The sequence below is a fragment of the Proteus sp. FME41 genome, from assembly GCF_014897315.1.
Taxonomy (GTDB): Bacteria; Pseudomonadota; Gammaproteobacteria; order Enterobacterales; family Enterobacteriaceae; genus Proteus.
The window spans coordinates 138,930-161,630 of sequence record NZ_JABUYL010000010.1 but is presented as its reverse complement, the minus strand read 5'-3'; the positions used below and the strand labels follow the sequence as shown (position 1 = coordinate 161,630).

General features: G+C 37.4%; 20 protein-coding genes and 1 tRNA gene. 15 read left to right on the top strand and 6 right to left on the bottom strand.

Features of this window, described 5'->3' with window-relative positions; all coding sequences use genetic code 11:
• Window positions 1-205: 205 nt before the first annotated feature.
• The 4 genes from phsC to INT04_RS11195 all read right to left on the bottom strand — a co-directional run bounded on the left by phsC (window position 206) and on the right by INT04_RS11195 (window position 5,512).
• A complete protein-coding gene (phsC, locus tag INT04_RS11210) occupies window positions 206-985 on the bottom strand; it encodes a thiosulfate reductase cytochrome B subunit (protein WP_193016217.1) in 780 nt (259 codons plus the stop codon).
• Complete coding sequence (locus INT04_RS11205) at window positions 982-1,560, bottom strand: 4Fe-4S dicluster domain-containing protein (RefSeq protein WP_193016216.1); 579 nt, start codon at window positions 1,558-1,560, stop codon at window positions 982-984. The genes phsC and INT04_RS11205 overlap by 4 nt, the downstream gene beginning before the upstream one ends.
• A gap of 14 nt (window positions 1,561-1,574) precedes the next feature.
• Window positions 1,575-3,854 carry a thiosulfate reductase PhsA gene (gene phsA, locus INT04_RS11200; protein WP_193016215.1) on the bottom strand — a complete coding sequence of 760 codons (2,280 nt, stop codon included), beginning with the start codon at window positions 3,852-3,854 and terminating at the stop codon, window positions 1,575-1,577.
• An 854-nt stretch (window positions 3,855-4,708) separates the two neighbouring features.
• Window positions 4,709-5,512 (bottom strand): sulfite exporter TauE/SafE family protein, encoded by an 804-nt coding sequence (locus tag INT04_RS11195; protein WP_193016214.1) that lies wholly within the window; start codon window positions 5,510-5,512, stop codon window positions 4,709-4,711.
• Window positions 5,513-5,616: 104 nt separating this feature from the next.
• Between INT04_RS11195 and INT04_RS11190 the strand changes: the two genes are divergently transcribed.
• The 5 genes from INT04_RS11190 (at window position 5,617) to mlaA (ending at window position 9,472) form a co-directional block, all read left to right on the top strand.
• A complete protein-coding gene (locus tag INT04_RS11190; protein ID WP_193016213.1) occupies window positions 5,617-6,393 on the top strand; it encodes an AraC family transcriptional regulator in 777 nt (258 codons plus the stop codon).
• A gap of 195 nt (window positions 6,394-6,588) precedes the next feature.
• Window positions 6,589-6,663: transfer RNA gene (locus INT04_RS11185), tRNA-Arg, on the top strand.
• Between the two features lie 119 nt (window positions 6,664-6,782).
• The gene (locus INT04_RS11180) at window positions 6,783-7,343 is read left to right on the top strand and encodes a fused DSP-PTPase phosphatase/NAD kinase-like protein (RefSeq protein ID WP_193016212.1); all 561 of its coding nucleotides are present in this window, start codon (window positions 6,783-6,785) and stop codon (window positions 7,341-7,343) included.
• A 284-nt stretch (window positions 7,344-7,627) separates the two neighbouring features.
• Complete coding sequence (locus INT04_RS11175) at window positions 7,628-8,524, top strand: AAA family ATPase (protein ID WP_226894073.1); 897 nt, start codon at window positions 7,628-7,630, stop codon at window positions 8,522-8,524.
• A 207-nt stretch (window positions 8,525-8,731) separates the two neighbouring features.
• Window positions 8,732-9,472 carry a phospholipid-binding lipoprotein MlaA gene (gene mlaA / locus INT04_RS11170; protein ID WP_193016211.1) on the top strand — a complete coding sequence of 247 codons (741 nt, stop codon included), beginning with the start codon at window positions 8,732-8,734 and terminating at the stop codon, window positions 9,470-9,472.
• Between the two features lie 83 nt (window positions 9,473-9,555).
• Here mlaA and fadL read toward each other — a convergent pair whose 3' ends face one another.
• Window positions 9,556-10,911, bottom strand: a complete 1,356-nt coding sequence (gene fadL, locus INT04_RS11165; protein WP_193016210.1) for a long-chain fatty acid transporter FadL — start codon at window positions 10,909-10,911, stop codon at window positions 9,556-9,558.
• 345 nt (window positions 10,912-11,256) lie between these two features.
• On the opposite strand from fadL, the gene INT04_RS11160 reads away from it, so the two are divergent.
• From INT04_RS11160 to sixA, 4 genes are all read left to right on the top strand, one after another.
• Window positions 11,257-11,553 (top strand): YfcZ/YiiS family protein, encoded by a 297-nt coding sequence (locus INT04_RS11160; protein WP_193016209.1) that lies wholly within the window; start codon window positions 11,257-11,259, stop codon window positions 11,551-11,553.
• Window positions 11,554-11,789: 236 nt separating this feature from the next.
• Complete coding sequence (gene fadI / locus INT04_RS11155; RefSeq protein ID WP_193016208.1) at window positions 11,790-13,094, top strand: acetyl-CoA C-acyltransferase FadI; 1,305 nt, start codon at window positions 11,790-11,792, stop codon at window positions 13,092-13,094.
• Window positions 13,094-15,253 carry a fatty acid oxidation complex subunit alpha FadJ gene (gene fadJ, locus INT04_RS11150; protein WP_193016207.1) on the top strand — a complete coding sequence of 720 codons (2,160 nt, stop codon included), beginning with the start codon at window positions 13,094-13,096 and terminating at the stop codon, window positions 15,251-15,253. The genes fadI and fadJ overlap by 1 nt, the downstream gene beginning before the upstream one ends.
• Before the next feature lie 390 nt (window positions 15,254-15,643).
• A complete protein-coding gene (gene sixA / locus INT04_RS11145) occupies window positions 15,644-16,117 on the top strand; it encodes a phosphohistidine phosphatase SixA (protein ID WP_193016206.1) in 474 nt (157 codons plus the stop codon).
• A gap of 64 nt (window positions 16,118-16,181) precedes the next feature.
• On the opposite strand, the gene smrB is transcribed toward sixA, so the two are convergent.
• The gene (gene smrB, locus INT04_RS11140) at window positions 16,182-16,724 is read right to left on the bottom strand and encodes an endonuclease SmrB (protein ID WP_193016205.1); all 543 of its coding nucleotides are present in this window, start codon (window positions 16,722-16,724) and stop codon (window positions 16,182-16,184) included.
• 650 nt (window positions 16,725-17,374) lie between these two features.
• On the opposite strand from smrB, the gene prmB reads away from it, so the two are divergent.
• The 6 genes from prmB (at window position 17,375) to INT04_RS11110 (ending at window position 22,621) form a co-directional block, all read left to right on the top strand.
• Entirely contained in the window at window positions 17,375-18,274 is a 900-nt protein-coding gene (gene prmB, locus INT04_RS11135) for a 50S ribosomal protein L3 N(5)-glutamine methyltransferase (protein ID WP_413465734.1), read from the top strand.
• A 62-nt stretch (window positions 18,275-18,336) separates the two neighbouring features.
• Window positions 18,337-19,422, top strand: a complete 1,086-nt coding sequence (gene aroC, locus INT04_RS11130) for a chorismate synthase (RefSeq protein ID WP_193016203.1) — start codon at window positions 18,337-18,339, stop codon at window positions 19,420-19,422.
• 175 nt (window positions 19,423-19,597) lie between these two features.
• Window positions 19,598-20,398, top strand: a complete 801-nt coding sequence (locus tag INT04_RS11125; protein ID WP_193016202.1) for a sulfite exporter TauE/SafE family protein — start codon at window positions 19,598-19,600, stop codon at window positions 20,396-20,398.
• A 17-nt stretch (window positions 20,399-20,415) separates the two neighbouring features.
• Window positions 20,416-20,970, top strand: a complete 555-nt coding sequence (locus INT04_RS11120; protein WP_193016201.1) for an elongation factor P hydroxylase — start codon at window positions 20,416-20,418, stop codon at window positions 20,968-20,970.
• Window positions 20,971-21,124: 154 nt separating this feature from the next.
• Complete coding sequence (locus INT04_RS11115; protein ID WP_193016200.1) at window positions 21,125-21,397, top strand: YfcL family protein; 273 nt, start codon at window positions 21,125-21,127, stop codon at window positions 21,395-21,397.
• A 327-nt stretch (window positions 21,398-21,724) separates the two neighbouring features.
• Window positions 21,725-22,621 carry a hypothetical protein gene (locus INT04_RS11110; protein ID WP_193016199.1) on the top strand — a complete coding sequence of 299 codons (897 nt, stop codon included), beginning with the start codon at window positions 21,725-21,727 and terminating at the stop codon, window positions 22,619-22,621.
• Window positions 22,622-22,701: the final 80 nt, after the last annotated feature.

Here is a 22,701-nt window from a genome sequence, read left to right as displayed (position 1 = left end):
CACAAACCTAATGAGGCGTGCATCATTGTATAAGTTTTTATATAATGAGATTGGGCGCCGACTATACACCGAATAACATGTAAATAAAATGATATATTTGCTAATAATAAAATTATGAAATTATTTTTGAATTCAGATCAAAAAATGCCCGTTGACGATACGGGCATTTTAGAACTGCAATTATAATGTACAGAATAACGAGTGATTAATGCTCGGTTTTTTCTGCTGCTGAATGTGGGTTATCATGTTTTTGATGGCGGTGATGACCATCAACCATACTATGGAATGTTTGTGTGAAAGTATCACCCAGTGTGCATAAGTAGATATGTGCACAAATAAACATTAATGCCACAATACCTAATACTAAGTGTGCTTTTAGCATCCAATAGCCTTCACCAAGTACTTCAGGATATAAACATAATAATCCAGTAACAAGTAACAGCGGCACTAAACCAAACATCACACCTAAGTAAGCGAGTTGTTGAAGCGGATTAAATTTATCTGTTTCAGTTGCTGCAAAAGGATGTGGTTCACCTTTCATTATGCCATAAAGATAAAAGCGAGCTTGTTTGATGCAACGACCAATTAGCCCATTCAGTCTCACTTTATAATGCACGCCATTGCTGGTGGTTAAATTGATAAGAATAAAACCAATCCAGAATGCAATAAGCACAAAACCACAGATTTTATGCAGTAATACCATTGAAGTGACATTCCCGATAGAGAAATGCCCTAAAAATCCACTTAATAACAATAAGATAAAGAGTAGTGCATTGCCCCAGTGCCAAAAGCGAATAGCTTTAGAATATAAATAAACGCGTTCTTCTTCATAATGGCCTGAGTGTTTTGGTGCAAGGGCATAGCGCAGTAAGCCATGGATCACTAAGACTGCTATCATGGCTACGATTAATAAACCGGCTGCCATTAACCATACAGGCCAATAATCTGGCGTATAATGGAGCTCTGCTCCCCAGATGCTAGTCATGCTTTATCTCCCTGATGGATTTCTTTACGACGGAATAAACTGGGTTTTCCGACATTATCTAATTGGTATTGATAAACGGATTTTTGTTTGATCCAAGCCTGAATTTCAGGTGAATCAATACGGCCAAATGCAAGTGCATCTGTTGGACATACTGATACACATGCGGGTAATTCACCCTCAGCTAGTCGAGTATCAGAACAGAAGTTACATTTATCTGCGATATGTGTCATTGGATTGATATAACGCACATGGTAAGGGCAAGCACCCACACAGTAATCACAGCCAATACACAGCTCTTTTTTGACCTGTACAATGCCATTTTCATCAATAAAAGAGGCACCAGTAGGGCAAACTGAAACACAAGGTGCATCTTCACAGTGCTGACATGAAACGCGGAAAAATTGATAATGTGGGTGACCCGCTTCATCGTTATGTGGGCCTTGAATTTGAACTTGAAGTCGGCTAAATCCTTCAGGAATGTCATTGATGACTTTACATGCAACGGTACAAGCTTGGCATCCAATGCAGCGTTTTTCATCATGTAGCATGACAAAGTGTTTATCATTGTTATTCATCGTTATTTTTTTCCTTAAGCTCGACTAATTCTGACACCTGATGTATGCACATCAGTACCCGATACAGGACTAATTTCATGAGGTAATAAGTTGCCACAGTGAATACCTGTTGTAGTCGCCGCTGTTTTTGCACCTGCTTTTGCGCCAGATCCCATATAAACAAAGACGGTATCAGGGCGAATGCCTTCGGTGATTAAAGCGTGTGCTTTTTCTTTACCTATACTGTTTTCTAGAATGATTTCATCACCATGTTTAATACCATGATTTTTGGCAGTTTCAGGATGAAGCCAAACAGGATTTTCCCACATTAATTCAGCAAGTAACGGTACATATTGTGTTGCGCCATTAGTGTGAACGGCGACTTTACCTTGGATAAAATAAAGCTCGTCTTTTTCTTTTAATGGGAAGTTGTGGAAGCGTGGAATACCGTAGTTTTCTAAACGGCTTTCTAATTCTTCAGAGTAGATTTCAATTAAGCCACTTGGTGATTTAAAGGAGAGGGCTTTTTCCATTGTATTGTTGCTATCAACATGCTTAATGGCATCTGGATATTGCTCAACAAAGGCTTTTACATAAGAAGGCTCACGTAACAAGAGTGGAATACCATAAGAAATATAACCTTTTTTATGCATTTCTTTATAAAGTGCTTCACTACCATTAACTTGATAAAGCTGTCTTACCCCCATATTTTCCCAAGGGAAATAGGCTTCTAATCCTAATGCTTTACCTAATTCCATCCAAATTAACCAACTTGGTTTAGTATCACCAATCGGTTCGACAACTTGTTGGCGTAATGCATATGCGGGATTCAAACCTGAAACATCAGCAACTTCTTCATCGCGTTCTAAATAGGTACATTCAGGTAAAAGATAATCGGCATAAGCGGCACTTTCGCTTAAATACACATCACAGCTAACAATTAAGTCTAATTTCTGTGCGGCTTTCTCTAGCTCAGGACGGCAACTCACTGTTTGGAATGGGTTATGGCGAGACATAATCCATGCTTTTGTTTGATACGGCACGGCTTCTAATGTTGAATCGATAATTGATTGAACAATACCGCCACCTTTATTGATGTACTTAAATTGAGGAGCTGTTGCATCAATACGTTTTGCGGTAATTTCAGGCATACCTTTAACGCTTGGTTTTGCTAATTCAGGCGCAACTTCAATACCCGCTAATTTATTGTATTTTGTCGCTGCTTTCTTCTGATACATACCACCTTCACGTTCAATGTTGCCGAGTAAGGCATTGAAGGTGAAGATCATTCTACGCATATTAATTTCTTCTTTATTAAAGGTTGCGCGGTGACCAGGCATAATCAGTGCGTGAGGCGCTTTCGCTGCAATCTCACGAGCAATACGAACAATATCTTTAGCTGGCACATCAGAATGTGCTTGAGCCCATTCTGGCGTGGTATCTTGTAGAACTTCTTTTAATTGTGGTAAACCAACCGTAAATTTCTCAACAAACTCTTTATCGTAGAGATCTTCTTTAATTAAGATATGGCACATTGCCATTAGAACCGGTAAATCACCACCAGGGCGAATGGCAAACCATTCATCCGCTTTACTTGAAACAACCGATAAACGCGGATCAAAGCTGACTAATTTAGCTCCACGTTCTTGTGCTGTCATCAGTTCATGTGTTTCAGCAACTTCAATACCTTCATAAAGATTATGCCCAAAAGAAAGGATATAGTTTGAATTTGCTAAATCCATTGCAAGGTCGCCTCCCATCATCACTGATGCGGCGATAGCCTTACCTGCTGGGCAAGTAGATGCGTGTGTAAAGGTATTTGGAGAACCAAAAGCGGCTGCCAAATGGAAAAGGTGAGAAGAGAGTGAACCTGATTTAGATGAAAAAGAGATACTTTCAGCGCCATAGTTCTGTTTTATGGCGTTCATTTTTTCTGCTATTTCTTTATAAGCCTGTTCCCAGCTTATGACTTCCCATTCACCAGCGCCTCGTGGACCTTTGTGTTTCATGGGTTTGACAATCCGGTTCGGATCGTTAACAAGGCTAACACCACTTCCGCCTCTTGCACAAACTCGGCTACTTTGGTGTTCTGCGTTTCGATTTCCTTGGATAAAAACGGTCTTATTGTTAACAACCTGTGCTTCTATAGGGCAACGATAGGAACACATTTCACATAGACTTGGTGTTAATTTTGATTGACCCTTAAGAGAATCTATAGGATTAAATGCAAGTGCACCCGGTGGTAAACTACTCACGGTACAACCCACACATCCTATCCCCATCCCCTTAATGAAAGAACGACGACTAATACTCATATAACCTCCAGTTTCTTCTTATAGCTAAATATTATATACGGACGGTTAAATAAATATTTGAAGGCGTCTCCATTTTATTAATCCATAAGTGATGAGTTGGTTGTAAATAATAAATAATAGAGAATAAGACGTTAATAAATATCACTAATTAAATTAACTAAAATAGACAAAATCAAATGATAATTATTTTCTTTTACTGAACTCTTTTATAAATATTAAGAGATAAATAGTACTATTTAAGTAGATATAACAGTAACGGTTTGTTCTTTATAATTCATTTGGTTATACCATTAATCTCTTTTGTTAAAGTGTATTTTAAATATATCATTAATAATGGTTTAAATTTAATAAAAATAGATGTCGATATATAATTATTTACATATCGATTTATCATTTTATTGTAATTAATTTGTTATTTAAAAACTATAATAAATAATATTATTGATGTTGTTTAAATCTAATTTTTATGTAATTTATATTTTTATAAATATAGATAACTTATTATTTTGATAATAAATACAAATAAAATAAAAAATAAATCAGTGACATTTTACATAAAAAGTGATTAGAGAAACGTAACTAAACTGATACCAAATACAAGACAATTTATAAATTATTATTCATTATGTTTAAATATTAATTAACGATATTAATCGTTATTAAACTGTTTTGGAATTGTCAAAAAAGGAGGCTATATGCTTCATACATTTCAATAACATTAATGCTGAGTGAATGTGCGTAGGAAAAAGATTAGTAATATGTTAAAAAAGCGACTTCCATTGAATACTGAAAGTCACCTATATTTATGTATTACCAATATGACTTCTTTTACATCTTCTCTATAAAAGAAAAAATTAAAATAGCATGATGATTAAAACTAGACTCAACAGTAGGGGATAAACTCTTGCATGCCATTTATCAGGAATGCGAGATAAAAAGCGTTCAGAGATCTTCAAACCAACCCATGTGCTACAAATCAGAATAAGTGCCGCTTTTAGCCAAATATAACCAACAAAACCAGACTCATTATTTAACGGTGAGGTAAAAGAAAGAGCGATATAAGTGAATGTTGCGGTGAGTGCTAAAGGTAAGGTTAATGCATTTGCTATCGCCGCAGACTGTACCATTGAGGTACCTCTACGACGCAATAAAGGAACCGTCATTACACTGCCACCAACGCCTAGAAAAGCAGCGATAATACCAATCACTGTGCCATTAACCGTTTCTCTTGTTTTAGTTACTTTTTTTGAGTTGTGAGTAGGAGCCATAAAACCGGGACGAAAATAGCAATCTAAAATGGTAATGAAAAGATAACTAATAAAAATCCATCTTATCCAGTTACCCTCAACGGTTAATGCAAGCAACGCCCCTATAATGCCCCCAAAAGCAATCCCAATAAAAAGAATGAACATAATATTCCAATCCAGTCTTTTGGCTTTATGGTGTTTAAGCGTTGTCACTGTGGCGGAAAACAACATAATTAATGCAGAAGTAGCAACGGCTATTTGCATGGCATGTTCGGCAGGTAAACTGTCTATTCCCCAAAGTGTCAGAATAAGTGTATAGAGTAAGGGAACAGTGACAAAGCCACCGCCAAAGCCAAATAACCATGTTGTGATGCCTGAAATTAAACCAAAAGAAATCAGCCAGATTGTCATTTCAAATCTCCTGTTGAGTCAGGAGATTAACAATATAGAATAAAGTGATGGCTTACCCACGCGATAATGACAAGTTTATACGAATTTAGGACAATTTAAATATTATGCGTAATATCGATATCAACAGTGTGGATAATCTTCCTCGCGATATTTTGGCATTAGGCTCTGATTATCCTTATGACACATTACTTGAAGCTCATCATCATCGACGAGCGCAATTCTTGTATGCCCCTAATGGGGTCATGAAAGTTAAAACAGAAGATGGTCAATGGATTGTATTGCCTTATAGCGGTGTGTGGATCCCCGCAGAAAAAGTGCATCAAGTATTAATGTTGGGCAGTAGCACTTATAGTCTTTATATTGAGCCTAATAAAATTCCTCGCCATTCAGAATATTGTGAGGTTTTACAAGTTTCTCCTTTGCTTCATCAGCTATTACTTTCAGCCAATGAACTTCCTTTACTTTATGATTTAGGCGGACGAGATAGCGCTTTGCTAACATTACTTTGTCATGAACTAGCTCAGGCCAAACCATTACCTTATTTTACGCCATTGCCACAACATGCTTTATTAGATGCATTGTGTACTGAATTTATGTCACAGCCGAATATTCGTACTACGCCAGAAATGTGGGCTAAAAAATTAAATAAGAGCTTACGTACTTTTACGCGTTTATTTCATAAGGAAACGGGGCTTTCTTTTCGAGATTGGCGTCAAAAAGCGTGTTTAATGTATGCATTAACCGCTTTAAAGAAAGGAGATTCAGTCACTGAAGTTGCTTTAGAGTTGGGTTATGAAAATCCGAGCGCCTTTAGTGCAATGTTTAATAAAGAGATGGGATATTCACCAAAATTGTTTTTAAAACAATTGAATGAGTTTTAATAAAATAGACATATATAAGAACAAAGATAATCAGTGATGATGATATTTATCAGGTGCTTTTTAAGTTAAATTATATTGTTCAAAAAAGAAACAAAAAAATTCCTTCCAATATCAGTGCGTTAAAACTTGATTAATAGAGAGTGAGGGGGGTAAAATACAGCCCGTCCATACGCCATACTTGACTTTTCTACGTATGTTCCCTTAGTTAAATGGATATAACAAGCCCCTCCTAAGGGCTAGTTACAGGTTCGATTCCTGTAGGGAACGCCATCTATTACTCATTCTGTAAATTTAAAAATTATTCCTAGAGCAGTGTTTATCAATTCACGCTATTATCGTTATTGTTTTACTTCCTCGTTTAATAACCAACAATAAATTTAGGTTTTTATATGGACATAAAATCAATTAATGATATTCGATATTTAAAGTTTTTATTTATTGCTTATTTCTTTCTGCTGGTGGGGTGTAATTCAAGGCCAACAGATCTTCTTGTACCGCCTGAAAATTTTTATCAAGTATCGGAAAAAGTCTATCGTTCAGGGCAACCGACACCTGGTGAAATGAAATGGTTGGAAACCCAAGGAATAAAGACGATTATTAATTTACGTGAATATCACAGTGATAGTGATGATGTAAAGAACACGCAACTAGAAGCTTTTCAAGTAAAAATGAACGCAGGTAGAATAACAGATGAGGATATTATTGCGGTATTGCGCAAAATAAATAATACGTCTGATCCTGTGTTAGTACATTGTTGGCATGGTAGTGATCGCACAGGAACTGTTATAGCAATGTATCGACTAATATTTGAAAATTGGACAAAAGAGCAAGCAATTACTGAATTAAGAAAAAAAGAGTATGGTTATCACGAGCTTTTTTTTCCTAATATTGTTCAGTATTTAGAAGAAGTGGATATTTCAGCAATAAAACAACAAGTATTTAATCAGTAAGTTACAGAAAAAAACAGCTTTATATTCAAAGAGAAATCAAAATATTAATTGATTTCTTTTTTATTTTTACATGATAACAAGTATATCCTTGTTTAAAGAATCAATTACTGTTAGATTTTATTTAGTCTATTTATAAGGTTTATTTTTATGTCATATTTTACAACCTCTCCAGCAATTATTATTACCATCACTTAGTGGTGGGGATTGGTTGTATTAAGAACCCGCCAGATAAGCGGGTTTTTTATTTTTAAACTCCTTATCTGGCACAAAGATAAGGACAAAAAATGTTTACTTCACAAGAAATTGATCAACATACCCAATCGCTAACACAACTAATTGCGAATGCAGACCAAGCTATTACTGACGAAAACTTTGAGTATTTAATGGATTTTTATACTGAAAATGGCACGTTGGTGGTTAAAGATGATTTGCATGTTTCTGGTAAGCTTTCACTAAAAAAAGCATTTATGGCGATCGCTGGATTTTTCAATCACTCATTGCAAGTCTCTCAAGGAAAAGTAAACGTTATTTTTGGTGAAGATTGTGCACTTGTTTTAGCACAAACCCTTTTAAGTGCAAATATGCCAAATGAAGGGAAATTTAATACCGTAAGAGAAGCGACTTATGTTTTTAAACTTATTAATGATCAATGGCTCTGTGTGATCGATAACTCCTATGGTACTGATTTATTAAAATCATCTGCTGATGCTCGTTTACATTTTTTCTGTGGGAAAATTGCTTCGGGTAAATCAACGTTAGCCAAAGCACTTGCTAAATCACCTAGATCGGTATTAATCAATGAAGATGAATGGTTATCGCGACTTTACCCAAATCAAATAAAGACTGTGGCCGACTATATTGAAAAAAGTGAATTAATAAAGAGTGTGTTAAGTGAACATATTGCCGTTCTTCTTAACGCTGGAAATACCGTTATTATGGATTTTCCAGCGAATACACCAAAGCAACGCCAATGGTTAAAATCATTAGCAGATAATACCGGAATGCCTTATTTATTTCATGTTTTGAAAGTCGAAAGCTCTGAGTGTAAAAAACGATTATCTTTACGTAATCAATCAGATGAGAATCCGTTTAAAACCACGGATGCAGAGTTTGATTTTATTACACAGCATTTTTCGTACCCGGATCCCGAAGAGCAATTAGTGATAAAAGAATATAATTAAATAACATCATAGATTTTTATATTAGCCCATAATATTGGGCTAATATTTTAAATCAGCTCGATAAGATAATCACAAAAACCGAATTATCTTATAAGATCAAAACCTAATAAAAGTACCACTTATCATGCATTGACAGTATTATGTGTAGAGTTTATGAATATGCAAACTATGATGCTGCTCATCATAAGATAATTAGCGGAGAACATTATGAAGTATCGCCTGTGCGGTGTTGCTCTTTCAGTCGCCTTACTTTCAGGATGTGCAAGTACCCCTAATAATGGGGAGGGGCGCTCTGACCCATTGGAAGGGTTTAACCGCCAGATGTTTGATTTTAACTACTATGTTTTGGACCCTTATATTCTACGTCCTGTTGCCGTTGTTTGGCGTGATTATGTGCCGCCACCAGCAAGAAATGGCTTATCTAATTTCCTCGGTAATTTAGAAGAACCTGCCAGTATGCTAAATAGTGTATTGCGTGGTGACTTTGAGAAAGGGGCAAAACACTTTGGCCGTTTTTGGATTAATACCGTTTTTGGTATGGGCGGCTTAATCGATGTCGCTGGTATGTCTAAAGAGACGATGGAAAAAGAAGTTCCAATGCGATTTGGTAGTACGTTAGGGCATTATGGTATGGATTATGGCCCCTATGTGGTTGTACCGGGCTATGGTAGCTTTACTGTCCGTGAAGAGGGCGGTGATTGGGCTGACTTAACGTATCCTATGCTGAGTTATTTAACGTTTTGGATGTCAGCAGGTAAGTGGGCATTAGACGGCATTGAAACACGAGCACAATTGCTCGACTCCGATGCAATTTTACAAAACTCGTCTGATCCATACTTAATGATGCGAGAAGCCTATTTCCAACGTAATGATTTTCAAGCTGAGGGTAATATTAAAGAAAATCCTAATGCGAAAGCCATTGAAGATGATTTAGATTCGATAGATTAAATATTGCTATCTATTTTATAGATAAATAAAAAATGGTCTTTTTAAGGACCATTTTTTATTTAAAGAGCAAGGTAGTATAAGAATTAGAAACGATAGTTAAAGTTCATACCGTATAACCATGCTTTACCTGATGATTCAAATTCATAAGCGGGCAATGGTAGATCTTCAGATAATTTCTCTTTAATCGTGACTTTTTTACCGTGCATGTAAGCTAAGCCAACATCAACAGACATATCTTTGTTAAATGCATAAGTTGTACCCGCACTTAACCAGAAACGGTCTTGGTCAGGAATAGAGATAGAACGTTTATCCGCAGGAACAGGGCTATCATCAAAAGCAATACCGGTACGGAATGTCCAGTTATCGTCGTGATAATAAGTTGTACCTAAAGCGACACGCCATGCATCACGGAAGCCTTCTTCTTTCTTGAACAGCTGCTGACCATCACTCTTACGAGTGGCTTTTAGCTCTTCGAAAGCACTCCAACTTGTGTAAGCGAAGTTATAGTGAACCGCCCATTTAGGCGCAACACGGTGATAAGCGGCAAATTCCCAAATTTCAGGTAAGTTAAGATCAAGTTTACCTTTAATGGTTTCGCCATTTGTTCCTACAATACCCATACCTTCAAGTTGTGGTATCGGGCGAAGGTCACTTTGGTATTCACCGTCTTTAAACTTCACTTTCACCTTAGAGCGATAAGTGAAGCTTACGCGATTACCTTCGTCGAATTCATATAATAAACCCGCATTCCAACCAAAGCCCCAAGCATCCCCTTTTAACTGTGCAAAGCGATCGCTTGGTGATAAGCCTGATAAATAACTGCCTAACTGTTCCATTCCTGGTTTTTGGGATAATGCCCCCCCTAAAACTTTGCCTGCTTCGCCCACATGGCGTGTAATTTCAGCGTCAGCATAAAGAGCATTTAAGCCTAAACCCACACTAAATTGGTTATTAACACGATAACCTGCACTCAAGTTTAAGTTCATGGTTTTCAGATCGGTTTTACCCCCAATAAGACCCGCGGAGTAATCGTCTGGAAAATCTGTTGCTAAACCAAAGTTAGTTGTACCTGATGCGCCAATAGCCCATTTATCATTAATTGGTGCCACAAAATGGATATTAGGAACTAATGCACTGGGTGCAATATCATTTGCAGTAGTATCAGCACCTGTTAGTGGTGATTTACCTTTAACATCAACACCGGGATTAATCAGAATTGCACCAACAGAAAGCTCAGGGCGATCAAACATCGTCAGTGCAGCGGGGTTACGGCTACCTACGCTTGCGTCATCGGCGATAACGCCTTCCCCTGAAAATGCACGCCCTAGTGCTGAAGTAGAATATTCATTTAACTGAAAACCGGCAGCGCCTGCCTGAGAGGAGATAGCCCCTACAATGGCAGCGAGTACTGTGCGAGTAAACAGGTTTTTACGGTTCATGACCTAAACCCTCATAATTTTTTTAAGTTAGTAACTTCTGATTAGAAGCGCTGGATTTTAGGTGCGGTTGTCGTTATGACAAATCAGACCAGTTGCTTAAGTATAAAGTTGATTACCCTAAATGTTGCAAGTATGTTTTACAAATATTGCCATTTTGATTTAATAATTGGGATTTGGTTAACATTATTTTCACAAAATAAGCCAATAAAGATGTTTTTGATTGTTAAATAAACAGAATAATCAATTAATTTTGTAAAATTGTAGAATAATTTGAGCTAAAGCAGTTTATTTTATTTTTTTGCGATTATGATAGATAATTAACACTTCTTTCATTGGGAGACTAAAATGGCAAACGCAATTAACCGTTGTAGTGCAGAAGAAACCGCTGCTTGCTGTTGTGTAGATGTGGGTACTATTATTGACAATAAAAATTGCACTGCGTCATATCAGCATGTCTTCGCTGATAAAGTACAAGCGCAAGCAATGCTAGATCAACTCAGTGCAAAAGCACAATCTATCGCTTCTGAGCCTTGCAAAATCAATCAACAATTTGCTGATGTTGATGGTGGTGTTCAACTTACTGCTGATTTTACATTCTCTTGTGAAGCAGAAAACCTGATCTTCCAGTTAGGATTACGTTAATCCGCTGAAAATAAATAGATTTAAGGCTGTTGAAATTCAACAGCCTTTTTTATTGCCCACCATTGTGTTTTTTACCCTTTCTATCGTTATTGTTGGGTTTCAGACATTCTATCGAAATAATGCGCGCTAACTCCCACTTCTCATAAAATGATGTTTCTGATAGGTGAAATTTTTGTTAACACTATTGTCAGGTCAGACCTCTTTGGTGTTAGGAACTCATTTTGTCAGGAGCCGTTATGAAGTCATCAACGAACAGTGCTATGAAAGATCGCATCGCCATTGTCAGCGGGCTACGCTTACCTTTTGCTAAACAAGCGACTGCGTATCGAGGAATACCTGCGGTTGAATTAGGGCGTTCAGTGGTTCAAGAATTAGTGACTCGCAATGAAATTCCTCCTGAAATTATTGATCAACTTGTTTTTGGACAAGTCGTACAAATGCCGGAAGCTCCCAATATTGCCAGAGAAATTGTACTGGGTGCTGGCTTAAGTGTAAAAACAGACGCTTACAGCGTTACAAGAGCATGTGCAACAAGTTTTCAAGCGATTGCAAATGTTGCTGAAAGCATGATGGCAGGGCATGTTTCTGTCGGTATTGCGGGTGGCGCAGATTCATCATCAGTTTTACCAATTGGTGTCAGTAAAAAATTAGCGGATGTCTTATTAAGTCTTAATAAAGCAAAGTCATTAGGGCAACGACTCAGTTATTTAAGTCAATTACGATTTCGTGATCTGCTTCCTGTGGCGCCTGCAGTTGCTGAATACTCAACAGGATTACGTATGGGTGATACTGCGGAACAAATGGCAAAGACTTACCATATTTCAAGAACAGCTCAAGATGAATTAGCGCATCGCTCTCATCAATTAGCAACGAAGGCATGGGATATGGGGAAATTAAATGATGAAGTCATGACTGCGTTTTTCCCGCCTTACAAAGCAGGTTTCCATCAAGACAATAATATTCGTAAAAACTCCGTTCTTGATTCTTATGCCAAACTCAAACCTGCCTTTGATCGTCGCCATGGTAGTGTGACGGCTGCAAACAGTACGCCATTAACTGATGGTGCAGCGGCTGTATTAATGATGAAAGAATCTGTTGCTAAAAGCTTAGGCTATCAACCTCTTGGTTATCTACGTAGTTATGCTTTTACAGCGACAGATGTTTGGAAAGATATGTTATTAGGGCCTTCTTATGCGACGCCACTTGCGCTTTCTCGTGCGGGTCTTGCTTTGAGTGATTTAACGTTAATTGATATGCATGAAGCGTTTGCCGCACAAACGTTAAGTAACTTGGCGTTATTTGCGAGTGAACGATTTGCTAAAGAGCAATTAGGATTATCCAAGGCAATTGGAGAAGTGGATATGGATAAGTTTAATGTGCTAGGGGGTTCTATTGCTTATGGACACCCATTTGCCGCGACGGGAGCAAGAATGGTCACACAAACGCTACACGAGCTTAAGCGTCGAGGTGGTGGGTTTGGGTTAACAACCGCATGTGCTGCTGGTGGGTTGGGTGCAGCGATGATTTTGGAGGTGGAATAATGGAACACCAGCAAATAACACTTCAAAAACCATCTGTTTTTCAGTTTTCAGTTCGTCATGACAAAGTGGGCGTTATCACGATTGATGTTACGGATGAAAAAGTGAATACCCTAAAGGCTGAATTTGTATCGCAATTTCAAGATGTTTTAAGGCAAGCGCAGCAGCATTCTGGTGTAAAAGGACTAATTATCACATCAGGTAAAGTCGATAGTTTTATTGCTGGGGCTGATATCTCGATGATTGCGGATTGCAAAACGAAAGAAGAAGCAAGTGCGCTCGCAAAAGCAGGCCAAGATCTGTTTATTCAACTTGAGAATTATCCCTTACCTGTTGTTGCTGCAATTAATGGGGTATGCCTTGGTGGAGGTCTTGAATTGGCATTAGCCTGTCATGGGCGAATTTGTTCTGATAATAGCAAAACGCGTTTAGGGCTTCCTGAAGTGCAACTTGGGTTATTGCCCGGCTCAGGGGGAACTCAGCGTTTACCTCGTCTTATTGGTGTGACGTCGGCGTTAGATTTAATTTTAACAGGTAAACAAATCAATGCTAAACGAGCGTTGAAATTAGGTCTTGTTAATGATGTTGTTTCACAAGATATTTTATTAGATGTGGCTGCTAAGTGGATTTTATCGGGTAAAAAAGAGCAAAAAAAACAATCTATGATGGACCGCTTTTGGGCAAATACAACGTTAGGTAGAAATATATTATTTGGACAAGCTAAAAAACGCATATTAGCTAAGACAAAGGGGCATTATCCTGCGGCAGAGCGTATTCTAGAGGTCATTGAACGAGGTCTTGAAAAAGATATCCAGACGGGATTTAAAGAAGAAGCTAATGCATTTGGTGAGCTTGCAATGACACCCGTTTCATCAGCACTTCGCCACCTCTTTTTTGCTTCTACCGCACTTAAAAATGAAACGGGATCATCTGAAAAGCCAGACAGTTTGCATCATATCGGTATTTTAGGTGGAGGGTTAATGGGGGGCGGTATTGCTTTTGTCACAGCAACAAAAGGTAATTTACCTGCAAGAATTAAAGATATTAGTGATAAAGGGATTGCTTTAGCACTCAATTACAGTTGGAAAGCCCTTTCTACCAAAGTTAAGCGTAAAAGATTATCTGTACGCGAACGTCAGCGCCAAATGAGTTTACTTTCTGGCTCATTAGATTACCGTGGCTTTCATCAATCAAATATTGTTGTTGAAGCCGTGTTTGAAGATCTAAGTTTAAAACAGAAAATGGTGGCAGATATTGAAGAGGTGGGCGAAGGAAAAATTATTTTTGCTTCAAATACGTCTTCGTTACCTATTCATAAAATTGCAGAAACAGCTAAATACCCAGAAAAAGTGATCGGGCTTCACTATTTTAGCCCTGTAGAAAAAATGCCTTTAGTTGAAGTTATTCCTCACGAAAACACAGATGAAAAAACTATTGCAACAACGGTCGCTTTTGCTAAAAAACAAGGCAAAGTCGCAATTGTTGTAGGGGATAAGCCTGGGTTTTATGTTAACCGTATTCTTGCGCCTTATATCAGTGAAGCGTTGGCCTGTTTAGTTCAAGGTGAGCCAATTGAAAATATTGATAAAGCACTTGTTCAGTTTGGTTTTCCTGTCGGGCCAATTCAGTTATTAGATGAAGTAGGTATTGATATTGGAACCAAAATAACACCAATACTCGTGAGTGCATTCGGTGAAAGATTTGCCTCTCCGCCTGCTGTAGATGCCATTATTGCGGATGATAGAAAAGGACGTAAAAACGGCAGAGGGTTTTATCTTTATGCCAATCACGTATTACCTTTTTCATTTGGCAAAAATAAAAAACAACCTGATCCTGTTATTTATCGCCTTTTACACATTAAACCTAAAAGCCAATTATCTTCATCTGAAATTACAGAGCGTTGTTTATTATTAATGCTAAATGAAGCGGTTCGCTGTTTAGATGAAAATATTATAAAGCAACCTAGAGACGGTGATATTGGTGCTGTTTTTGGTATTGGTTTTCCGCCTTTCTTTGGTGGTCCTTTCCGCTATATGGACAGTATGGGAACCACAAAAGTAGCAGAAAAACTTAACCAACTTGCTGATAAATATGGTGAAAAATACCGTCCTTGTGAGCGCTTAGTTGAAATGGCTAAACGAAATGAACGTTTTTACGATTAAATTAACCGTTTTACCATTGTTTTTTTCTTTTGTAATACTTGTTTTGATTGAGGCGCTTTAGCGCCTTTTTTCTTGCCATTTTTGAGTCAGATTAACAATTGATGAATTTTTAATGGAAAAAGAGGTCGAAAGTGTTAATGATAGTCGGATATGGCAAAATAGTTATTTGAAAATGAATTTAAACATCCCACTTTTTAAAATAAACATCTGAGGTTGATGTTTATTTATTTAAAATCAATGGCATAATTTAAAATAGTATAAATTATGCTCTTGCAATTAGGGTGTTGAAGATTTTTATAGGGATAGATTAATTTAAATTTGATTAGATTAAGTATCTTGAGAGCGTTAATACCCGTAATTACAAAAATAAAATAGGTTTAATAATTTACTATGCAAATTTTTATTATGCGCCACGGAGAAGCAGCTCTTGATGCCGCAAATGATGCACTACGACCATTGACTGAACGTGGAAGAAGTGAGTCCATAAAAATGGCTGAATGGATGACAAAGCAAGGACATGCAATTGATTATGTTTTAGTCAGTCCTTATTTACGTGCTCAACAGACATTTGATGCTGTGAAAACGGATTTAGCTTTACCGAGCAAAATAGAAACAGATGATGGACTTATTCCTGGTGGAAATCCTGCCCATGTTGCACATTATTTACGTGCTTTAGGGGATACAGGATATCAAAATATTCTAGTCATTTCCCATCTACCCTTGGTTGGCTATGTTGTGGCTGAACTCTGTCCTGCAGTGTGTGCGCCTATGTTTTCGACATCAACTATTGCGTGTGTTGATTTTGATTTATTAAAAGGGGCTGGAGAATTGCTATGGCAAGTCGCACCCTCAACATTAAAATAAATTAGCTCAATAAATTTATTAATACCTTATTTCACCTTATTGGGTGATTTAAGGATTAGTGCATTTAACGGCGAGCAATATCGTCATTTTCAACTAACACTAACAATGCGGCATCTCCTCCCCATTCTTTAGGCGCTTGATGAAATGCAATCACATCTGGGTGTTGTGCTAGCCAAAGGGGAGTTTGCTGTTTTAAAATGTGTTTACCATGCCCATGCATAATACAAGCACAGTAAACATGCTCCCGTCTACACGCCGCAATCAATGCGCCGATCTCTTGCTTTGCAATTAGCTGCGTTAACCCATGTAAATCAAGGAAAAATTCGGGAGGATAATTACCACGGCGTAATTTTTTTAATTCATAAGCATTAGCACCATCTCTTAAATAGCGCATTGGGCCTTCTGTTGCTAAGTTAGGCTGAAACTCATCAGAAAAATAATAAGAGGCATCAACTTGCTCTTGCTGTAGGCGTTCAACAGCATAGTGTGTGACTTTTTTACGTTTTGGTGAGTGAAGTATTTTATCTTGAGGTAACTTCTTGGTGCCTTTTATCATCTCCTGAAATAATTCAATTTCAGCAGGAGGTAATGAGAATTTTTTATTCATTTTTTACGATTCGTCATAGTGTTACTGTTTTTATAAGGCAATAGTACATGAAATAGCACCAGAGATAAAAAAGTATAAGCGATAAATTGAGGGTAAAAAAAGGCAGGGAATTTACCCTGCCGAAATAGTCACATAGCTAGCAAATGTAGGTTAGTTAACTCGTTGCGTTACTTATAGTATCTGTGGAATATCAAAATAAAAAAATAGTGTTGTATGCCTTCAAGTTACAATTAAGTTACGTTAAAAAATATTTAAAACAGCACTTTCAATAATGCCTTTGCTCTCAAGTGACTATATTAAATGAAAAACTTCTATAGGCGCATTGGGGTACTCAGTTAAATCGTTCATGCTTTGAGTATGGTTCATTTCCATTTATTTGCTAATAAAAGTGAAATTAAAAGTATAAAGCACTGATCTTTAATCATGGATAGATCGTATATTTCCCTTTTTGTTGGATACTTGATATTTAAAACCATAATAAGTGTGTGGTTATAGGGGGCAAATAACGCTGTTATGTTTTTTTACGGTTTTCCGCTGATTTATCGGCATCTTCATGGCAAACTACAGACTTTCTATTTCTTCAGAGGACTACCGTTTTGGATATAACACTAAAAGAGGAAGCAGTTGCTGATTTAAGCACGATCCTAGACATGCTACGCTGGGCCATGAGTCAGTTTAATTCATCTGATATTTATTACGGTCATGGTACAGATAACGCATGGGATGAAGCATTACAACTCGTATTGCCTACCATTGCACTTCCTTTAGATATTCCAGATGCACTGTTATCAACAAAGTTAACAACTTCTGAAAAAATGGAAATTATCACACTCATTGAGAGCCGAATTGAGCAAAAAATTCCTGTTCCTTATTTAACGCATAGTGCTTGGTTCTGTGGTCACGAATTTTATGTTGATGAACGTGTTCTTATTCCTCGCTCTCCGATTGGAGAATTAATCAATAACCATTTTGATGGCTTAATTCAACAAGAGCCGACTCGTATTCTTGATTTATGCACAGGAAGTGGCTGTATTGCTATTGCATGTGCACATGAATTTGAAGAAGCAGAAGTAGATGCAGTTGATATTTCTGAAGATGCGCTGGAAGTGGCTGAGTTTAACATTGAAAATCATGGTTTAGTACATCGTGTTTATCCAATGCAATCGGATTTATTTAACGCCATTGTACCAACGCCTTACGATATTATTGTGACAAATCCGCCGTATGTTGATGTAGAAGATATGGGCGATTTACCTGATGAATACCAAGTTGAACCTGAGCTAGCATTAGCTTCTGGCATCGATGGTCTTGATATTACAAGACAAATTTTGCTAAAAGCGCCTGAATATCTGAGTGAAAAAGGTATTTTAGTGTGTGAAGTGGGTAATAGCATGGTTCATCTTATTGAACAATTTCCAACAGTTCCATTTACATGGCTTGAGTTTGAAAATGGGGGACTTGGTGTTTTTATGTTGACTCGTGAACAACTCGTCGAGTATTCAAATTGTTTTCTACTGATAAACGTTGATGCAACAGCAATGAGACGGTAGATTGTTATTTATTGCAAATAACATATTGATAACATCACACAGTATAAGATAGGAATAAAGGGATGGCAGGAAACAGTATCGGGCAATTATTCAGGGTGACAACTTTCGGTGAGTCTCATGGTGTTGCATTAGGTTGCATTGTTGATGGTGTACCTCCTGGATTACCTTTAACGGAAGCCGATTTACAAATAGATTTAGATAGACGCAAACCAGGTACTTCGCGTTATACCACTCAACGCCGTGAACCAGATCAAGTTCGTATTTTATCAGGTGTGTTTAATGGTGTGACAACGGGGACGAGCATTGGTTTATTGATTGAAAATACGGATCAACGTTCTCAAGACTACAGTGAAATCAAAGATGTCTTTCGTCCAGGCCATGCGGACTACACATATGAACAAAAATATGGTTTACGTGATTACCGTGGCGGTGGACGTTCTTCTGCTCGCGAAACCGCAATGCGTGTTGCGGCTGGGGCAATTGCAAAAAAATACCTAAAAGAGAAAATGGGTATTGAAGTGAAAGGTTACCTCTCTCAACTTGGGCCAATTACGTGTGATCTTGTTGATTGGTCTATTGTTGAAACCAATCCGTTCTTTTGCCCTGATCCCTCTCGTTTAGAGGCGCTTGATGAATATATGCGCGCACTTAAAAAAGAAGGTAATTCAATTGGTGCAAAAGTCACTGTTGTTGCGCAGGGCGTACCTGCTGGATTTGGTGAGCCTGTTTTTGACCGATTAGATGCTGATCTAGCACATGCATTAATGAGTATCAATGCCGTTAAGGGTATCGAGATTGGTGATGGTTTTGGTGTTGTCACCTTAAAAGGCACTGAGAACCGTGATGAAATAACTAAAAATGGTTTTACCAGCAATCATGCAGGAGGCATTTTAGGCGGAATTAGCAGTGGTCAACCTATTGTTGCGCATATTGCATTAAAACCAACGTCTAGTATTACCATCGCAGGTAAAACGATTAATCGTGAAGGCGAAGAAGTCGATATGATAACTAAAGGTCGTCATGATCCTTGCGTTGGGATCCGTGCTATTCCTATTGCAGAAGCGATGATGGCGATTGTACTGCTTGATCATGCATTACGTCAGCGTGGTCAATGTGGCGATGTTATACCTCCTTTAATGCAATGGTAGTCATGCTATATCAATAACGTGATTGAAAAGTTGTAGTAAGTTTGAGGTTAGCGTTAAAGGTGTGAGCGCCTAATTTTATTATGCTCAGACCGTGTTGCTGTTATTCTCTTCAATAACAAATAAATGAAATAGAAACAGCAACACGCCCTTCATTTCTGATAATTCGGACAGATAAATGGATTGGCTATTTTCAGATGGCATCTACCTTCTTCTCTTTTTCGTGGCAGTTATCGCCGGTTTCATTGATTCAATTGCTGGGGGTGGGGGATTAATTACTATACCTGCTTTACTATCAGCGGGTATTCCTCCCGTACAAGCATTAGCAACGAATAAATTACAATCTGTTGGAGGGTCTTTTTCAGCAACACTCTATTTTATTCGACGAAGAGTCATTGACTTAAAATCACAACGATTTGCAATCTTAATGACTTTTATTGGTGCGGTTTCGGGTGCCTTGTTGGTGCAATTTATCAATCCGGAAGTCCTTAAGCAAGCTCTCCCTCTCCTTACGATTGCTATCGGTCTCTATTTTTTACTTACGCCTTCACTGGGTGCACAAGACAGTAAACAGCGCCTTGGTTTTTATGCATTTGGGGCAATGTTAGGCGGGGGGGTGGGGTTTTATGATGGTGTTTTTGGGCCAGGTGCTGGGTCTTTTTTTGCTTTAGGTTACGTTATGTTGCTTGGGTATAATCTCTCTAAAGCCACAGCCCATGCTAAATTACTTAATTTCACTTCTAACTTTGGTTCTTTACTATTTTTTATTATTGGTGGGCAGGTTATTTGGACTATTGGTTTAGTCATGCTATGCGGGCAATTTATTGGTGCTCGCTTAGGAGCAGGCTTAGTATTAACAAAAGGGCAAAAATTAATAAGACCCATGCTAGTCATTATCTCCTTTTTGATGAGCATCAAACTCATTCATGACAATCATGGCGATACTATTGCACATTGGTTCTCTGCACTTTTTAATTAGGAATAAGTGATTTTTAAATGTCAGCACATCATTATCAACAGTTAATTGATATCTTTAATCAATGTTTTAGCGAGCGCTTTCAAACCCGTTTAGTAAAAGGGGATGATGAACCGATTTATTTACCTGCAAATGAAGCGACTCCTTATCACCAAATTATCTTTGCGCATGGTTTTTATGCAAGTGCATTACATGAAATCTCGCATTGGTGTATTGCAGGAGAAGCGCGCCGTCAACAAGTTGATTATGGTTACTGGTATTGCCCTGATGGACGAGATGAGGCAATACAAGGGCAGTTTGAAGTCGTTGAAATTAAACCTCAGGCGCTAGATTGGTTATTTTGCCAAGCAGCTGGATATCCTTTTAATGTTAGTTGCGATAATTTAGAAGGGAGTTTTGAACCCGATCGCTATGAGTTTAGAAACAAAGTCAGAGAGCAAGTTTTAGCTTATTTGCGTGATAAAAATACCCCTCCTCGCGCTCAGCTATTTATTAATGCGTTACATTTGTTTTACAATACGCCTGCGCTAACAGAAGAGATGTTTCCTTATCAGGAAAATCCTTTAGTTAATTAAGGATTGCGATAGTAGCTATCGCCTATCCGCCATGAAGGTTTTACCCGATAGGGTGGAGTCTGAAGTAATAAGGTTGCTATACCACTCGTATTGACGCATCAATTAATCAATACGAATAAAAAAATATAGCAACATTATATATTGAGGATAAATAATGCTTTCTGAGTATGAAACGTACTTATTAGATAGAATTGATAGCCGTGTTGAACATGCCACTGACGATGAATTATTTGCGGGTGGATATTTACAAGGTCATATTACATTGGCGATTGCTGAACTTGAGCAAGAAAATAATACGCAGTTAGAAGCGCTGAGATTGCGTGTAGAAGAGAGCATTCAAAAGGCAATAAAAGCAGGTGAGCTCTCTCCACCTGATCAAGCCTTAGTTTTATCCACATGGCATGATTTAGTTAACTCAATTAACTAATTTAATGTATCTACCAAAGAGAACAACCGGTATAAATCGGTTGTTTTTTCTTTCTTAAAGTCTTATTAAAATAACGATACCTAAGTCATATTTAAGACATTTACGGTTGAAAAGGCTGTATTTTTAGACAAAAATTGATCCTTACTATTTATCAATTGTTTGTATTTGATTTTTCAAAGTCGATGTATCTCTCATTGATTAAGCATAATAGTGCTATCTTTTGTAACACCTTGCCATTTCTGCAAAATTACTTTTAAATGTTTTTAGGAATGTTTCTCGGGATGCAAATGATTTGCATAGAATATTTATGATAAGGATAACGATACGATGAAAAATTTCTTTAAAATAGGCCTACTTTCTAGTGCTGTTTTATTTTTATCCGCTTGTGATCAATTTGATTTAGATAATAAAAAAAATAAATTTTATTACAGTAATCCAAGCGAGAAAATGATTAGCTTTAGTGTCGATGATAAAGAATACCAAGTCGAACCGGGTAAAAATGGCTATATAATGCTGTCGCCAGGTGGGCATAATTTAAAAGATAGTGCGGGTAATAGCGCCTCGTTTATGGTCTATGAAAATAATAACGGCGGCATATTAAACCCTGATAATTTTATGTATTACACCCTTTCTGAGGTTTATGCCGCGAAAGGAAAAACAGATCAATTTAAAACGGTTGATTACCCTCTTATTATTAATGGTTACGAATTTGAGCTTCCTGTGCGCAGCACTAATGCCACATTTATTGATGGTAATGCCTTTCAGTGTACTTATACCTTAGGTGAGCCATTTCCGACTGAAATTCGTACTCGTAATAAAAATAATGATGGTGGAATAAAAAATAAATGTTTCGATAAACCCGAATTTATTAAATACATTTCAACAGAGTACAGTAAAGATTTAAACCCATTTACTCAAGAAGATGAATACAATGATTCTGTCAATCTTGATTTAAATTACAGGTTACCTACTGCTGAATTTACTGATCCTGATATTCAAGCTGAAGCTGAAGAACTTGTTTCGTTGTTAAATCAAATTAAAGAAAGTGACGATCCCAAAATTCATAACACATTAAAAGATAAACTTTATAAGGCGACACTGGCTGTTTCTAATGCGTATGCTAATAGGGCGGTGAAAGATTCAGTAGAAGATAATAAATATTACACACACTTTATTGAGGCGAGTGGCCAGTTTCAATCTTATGGTATTTTACCAAAAGATTAAAATAGCGGAAAAAGAAGGTATTAGTTTAATGTAAGCCATCCAATAGGGTGGCTTTTTAATAAGCTTAACTATTAAAAAAT

What these genes read in the sequence shown, in the direction of transcription:
- phsC (WP_193016217.1), bottom strand. Translation starts at nt 985, where the DNA reads ATGACTAGCATCTGGGGAGCAGAGCTCCATTATACGCCAGATTATTGG.
- INT04_RS11205 (WP_193016216.1), bottom strand. Translation starts at nt 1,560, where the DNA reads ATGAATAACAATGATAAACACTTTGTCATGCTACATGATGAAAAACGC.
- phsA (WP_193016215.1), bottom strand. Translation starts at nt 3,854, where the DNA reads ATGAGTATTAGTCGTCGTTCTTTCATTAAGGGGATGGGGATAGGATGT.
- INT04_RS11195 (WP_193016214.1), bottom strand. Translation starts at nt 5,512, where the DNA reads ATGACAATCTGGCTGATTTCTTTTGGTTTAATTTCAGGCATCACAACA.
- INT04_RS11190 (WP_193016213.1), top strand. Translation starts at nt 5,617, where the DNA reads ATGCGTAATATCGATATCAACAGTGTGGATAATCTTCCTCGCGATATT.
- INT04_RS11180 (WP_193016212.1), top strand. Translation starts at nt 6,783, where the DNA reads ATGGACATAAAATCAATTAATGATATTCGATATTTAAAGTTTTTATTT.
- INT04_RS11175 (WP_226894073.1), top strand. Translation starts at nt 7,628, where the DNA reads ATGTTTACTTCACAAGAAATTGATCAACATACCCAATCGCTAACACAA.
- mlaA (WP_193016211.1), top strand. Translation starts at nt 8,732, where the DNA reads ATGAAGTATCGCCTGTGCGGTGTTGCTCTTTCAGTCGCCTTACTTTCA.
- fadL (WP_193016210.1), bottom strand. Translation starts at nt 10,911, where the DNA reads ATGAACCGTAAAAACCTGTTTACTCGCACAGTACTCGCTGCCATTGTA.
- INT04_RS11160 (WP_193016209.1), top strand. Translation starts at nt 11,257, where the DNA reads ATGGCAAACGCAATTAACCGTTGTAGTGCAGAAGAAACCGCTGCTTGC.
- fadI (WP_193016208.1), top strand. Translation starts at nt 11,790, where the DNA reads ATGAAGTCATCAACGAACAGTGCTATGAAAGATCGCATCGCCATTGTC.
- fadJ (WP_193016207.1), top strand. Translation starts at nt 13,094, where the DNA reads ATGGAACACCAGCAAATAACACTTCAAAAACCATCTGTTTTTCAGTTT.
- sixA (WP_193016206.1), top strand. Translation starts at nt 15,644, where the DNA reads ATGCAAATTTTTATTATGCGCCACGGAGAAGCAGCTCTTGATGCCGCA.
- smrB (WP_193016205.1), bottom strand. Translation starts at nt 16,724, where the DNA reads ATGAATAAAAAATTCTCATTACCTCCTGCTGAAATTGAATTATTTCAG.
- prmB (WP_413465734.1), top strand. Translation starts at nt 17,375, where the DNA reads ATGCTACGCTGGGCCATGAGTCAGTTTAATTCATCTGATATTTATTAC.
- aroC (WP_193016203.1), top strand. Translation starts at nt 18,337, where the DNA reads ATGGCAGGAAACAGTATCGGGCAATTATTCAGGGTGACAACTTTCGGT.
- INT04_RS11125 (WP_193016202.1), top strand. Translation starts at nt 19,598, where the DNA reads ATGGATTGGCTATTTTCAGATGGCATCTACCTTCTTCTCTTTTTCGTG.
- INT04_RS11120 (WP_193016201.1), top strand. Translation starts at nt 20,416, where the DNA reads ATGTCAGCACATCATTATCAACAGTTAATTGATATCTTTAATCAATGT.
- INT04_RS11115 (WP_193016200.1), top strand. Translation starts at nt 21,125, where the DNA reads ATGCTTTCTGAGTATGAAACGTACTTATTAGATAGAATTGATAGCCGT.
- INT04_RS11110 (WP_193016199.1), top strand. Translation starts at nt 21,725, where the DNA reads ATGAAAAATTTCTTTAAAATAGGCCTACTTTCTAGTGCTGTTTTATTT.